The 3,257-nt window shown below is 52.3% G+C and carries 2 rRNA genes; both read left to right on the top strand.

Annotated features, from left to right (window positions below):
• Positions 1-147 precede the first annotated feature (147 nt).
• A 23S ribosomal RNA gene (locus tag DXU84_RS24855) occupies positions 148-3,056 on the top strand.
• Between the two features lie 113 nt (positions 3,057-3,169).
• A 5S ribosomal RNA gene (gene rrf / locus DXU84_RS24850) occupies positions 3,170-3,257 on the top strand; the annotation flags it as partial.

Here is a 3,257-nt window from a genome sequence, read left to right as displayed (position 1 = left end):
TTGCTCTTTAACAATCTGGAACAAGCTGAAAATTGAAAGTTTACAGCTGAACATCACTCTCCGTAGCAGTACTGAGTGATGGATTAGTCTGTAACAGAGTCTCTCAAATAATCGCAGCGCGATGGTGGAAACACCTTCGGGTTGTGAGGTTAAGCGACTAAGCGTACACGGTGGATGCCTAGGCAGTCAGAGGCGATGAAGGGCGTGCTAATCTGCGAAAAGCGTCGGTAAGGTGATATGAACCGTTATACCCGACGATACCCGAATGGGGAAACCCAGTGTGTTTCGACACATTATCATTACATGAATACATAGTGTAATGAGGCGAACCGGGGGAACTGAAACATCTAAGTACCCCGAGGAAAAGAAATCAACCGAGATTCCCCCAGTAGCGGCGAGCGAACGGGGAAGAGCCCAGAACCAGCATCAGTTTGTGTGTTAGTGGAAGCGTCTGGAAAGTCGCACGGTACAGGGTGATAGTCCCGTACACAAAAATGCACAAGTTGTGAGTTCGATGAGTAGGGCGGGACACGTGACATCCTGTCTGAATATGGGGGGACCATCCTCCAAGGCTAAATACTCCTGACTGACCGATAGTGAACCAGTACCGTGAGGGAAAGGCGAAAAGAACCCCGGCGAGGGGAGTGAAATAGAACCTGAAACCGTGTACGTACAAGCAGTGGGAGCCTACTTTGTTGGGTGACTGCGTACCTTTTGTATAATGGGTCAGCGACTTATATTTTGTAGCAAGGTTAACCGAATAGGGGAGCCGTAGGGAAACCGAGTCTTAACTGGGCGTCAAGTTGCAAGGTATAGACCCGAAACCCGGTGATCTAGCCATGGGCAGGTTGAAGGTTGGGTAACACTAACTGGAGGACCGAACCGACTAATGTTGAAAAATTAGCGGATGACTTGTGGCTGGGGGTGAAAGGCCAATCAAACCGGGAGATAGCTGGTTCTCCCCGAAAGCTATTTAGGTAGCGCCTCGTGAACTCATCTTCGGGGGTAGAGCACTGTTTCGACTAGGGGGCCATCCCGGCTTACCAACTCGATGCAAACTACGAATACCGAAGAATGTTATCACGGGAGACACACGGCGGGTGCTAACGTCCGTCGTGAAGAGGGAAACAACCCAGACCGCCAGCTAAGGTCCCAAAGTCATGGTTAAGTGGGAAACGATGTGGGAAGGCATAGACAGCCAGGATGTTGGCTTAGAAGCAGCCATCATTTAAAGAAAGCGTAATAGCTCACTGGTCGAGTCGGCCTGCGCGGAAGATGTAACGGGGCTAAACCATGCACCGAAGCTGCGGCAGCGACGCTTAGGCGTTGTTGGGTAGGGGAGCGTTCTGTAAGCCGTCGAAGGTGAACTGTGAGGTTTGCTGGAGGTATCAGAAGTGCGAATGCTGACATAAGTAACGATAATGCGGGTGAAAAACCCGCACGCCGGAAGACCAAGGGTTCCTGTCCAACGTTAATCGGGGCAGGGTGAGTCGACCCCTAAGGCGAGGCTGAAAAGCGTAGTCGATGGGAAGCAGGTTAATATTCCTGCACTTGGTGTTACTGCGAAGGGGGGACGGAGAAGGCTAGGCTGGCCGGGCGACGGTTGTCCCGGTTCAAGCGTGTAGGGGGTGTGACCTGGTAAATCCGGTTGCATATCAACCCTGAGGCGTGATAACGAGCCACTACGGTGGTGAAGTAGCTGATGCCATGCTTCCAGGAAAAGCCTCTAAGCTCCAGGTAACACGAAATCGTACCCCAAACCGACACAGGTGGTCAGGTAGAGAATACTCAGGCGCTTGAGAGAACTCGGGTGAAGGAACTAGGCAAAATGGTGCCGTAACTTCGGGAGAAGGCACGCTGGCGCGTAGGTGAAGGGACTTGCTCCCGGAGCTGAAGCCAGTCGAAGATACCAGCTGGCTGCAACTGTTTAATAAAAACACAGCACTGTGCAAACACGAAAGTGGACGTATACGGTGTGACGCCTGCCCGGTGCCGGAAGGTTAATTGATGGGGTCAGCCGTAAGGCGAAGCTCTTGATCGAAGCCCCGGTAAACGGCGGCCGTAACTATAACGGTCCTAAGGTAGCGAAATTCCTTGTCGGGTAAGTTCCGACCTGCACGAATGGCGTAATGATGGCCAGGCTGTCTCCACCCGAGACTCAGTGAAATTGAACTCGCTGTGAAGATGCAGTGTACCCGCGGCAAGACGGAAAGACCCCGTGAACCTTTACTATAGCTTGACACTGAACATTGAGCCTTGATGTGTAGGATAGGTGGGAGGCTTTGAAGCGTGGACGCCAGTCTGCGTGGAGCCAACCTTGAAATACCACCCTTTAATGTTTGATGTTCTAACTCGGCCCCGTGATCCGGGGTGAGGACAGTGTCTGGTGGGTAGTTTGACTGGGGCGGTCTCCTCCTAAAGAGTAACGGAGGAGCACGAAGGTTAGCTAATCACGGTCGGACATCGTGAGGTTAGTGCAATGGCATAAGCTAGCTTGACTGCGAGAGTGACGGCTCGAGCAGGTACGAAAGTAGGTCATAGTGATCCGGTGGTTCTGAATGGAAGGGCCATCGCTCAACGGATAAAAGGTACTCCGGGGATAACAGGCTGATACCGCCCAAGAGTTCATATCGACGGCGGTGTTTGGCACCTCGATGTCGGCTCATCACATCCTGGGGCTGAAGTAGGTCCCAAGGGTATGGCTGTTCGCCATTTAAAGTGGTACGCGAGCTGGGTTTAGAACGTCGTGAGACAGTTCGGTCCCTATCTGCCGTGGGCGTTGGAAGATTGAGAGGGGCTGCTCCTAGTACGAGAGGACCGGAGTGGACGCATCACTGGTGTTCGGGTTGTCATGCCAATGGCATTGCCCGGTAGCTAAATGCGGAAAAGATAAGCGCTGAAAGCATCTAAGCGCGAAACTTGCCTCGAGATGAGTCTTCCCTGTGGCTTTAAGCCACCTGAAGGGACGTTTAAGACTAAGACGTTGATAGGCTGGGTGTGTAAGTGCAGCGATGCATTGAGCTAACCAGTACTAATGACCCGAGAGGCTTAACCTTACAACACCAAAGGTGTTTTTAGAGACTTGAAGTAGATTTTCAGCTGAAGTTCCGAGATTGGTTCGTAGTGCAAGCCTGATGTAGGGTGAGCGGTACGAATGAAACAGAATTTGCCTGGCGGCAGTAGCGCGGTGGTCCCACCTGACCCCATGCCGAACTCAGAAGTGAAACGCCGTAGCGCCGATGGTAGTGTGGGGTCTC

It is taken from the genome of Rahnella sp. RcJ3 (assembly GCF_009498575.1).
In the GTDB taxonomy this organism is placed as follows: Bacteria; Pseudomonadota; Gammaproteobacteria; order Enterobacterales; family Enterobacteriaceae; genus Rahnella; species Rahnella aceris.
This window is presented reverse-complemented; position numbering and strand designations above follow the sequence as displayed.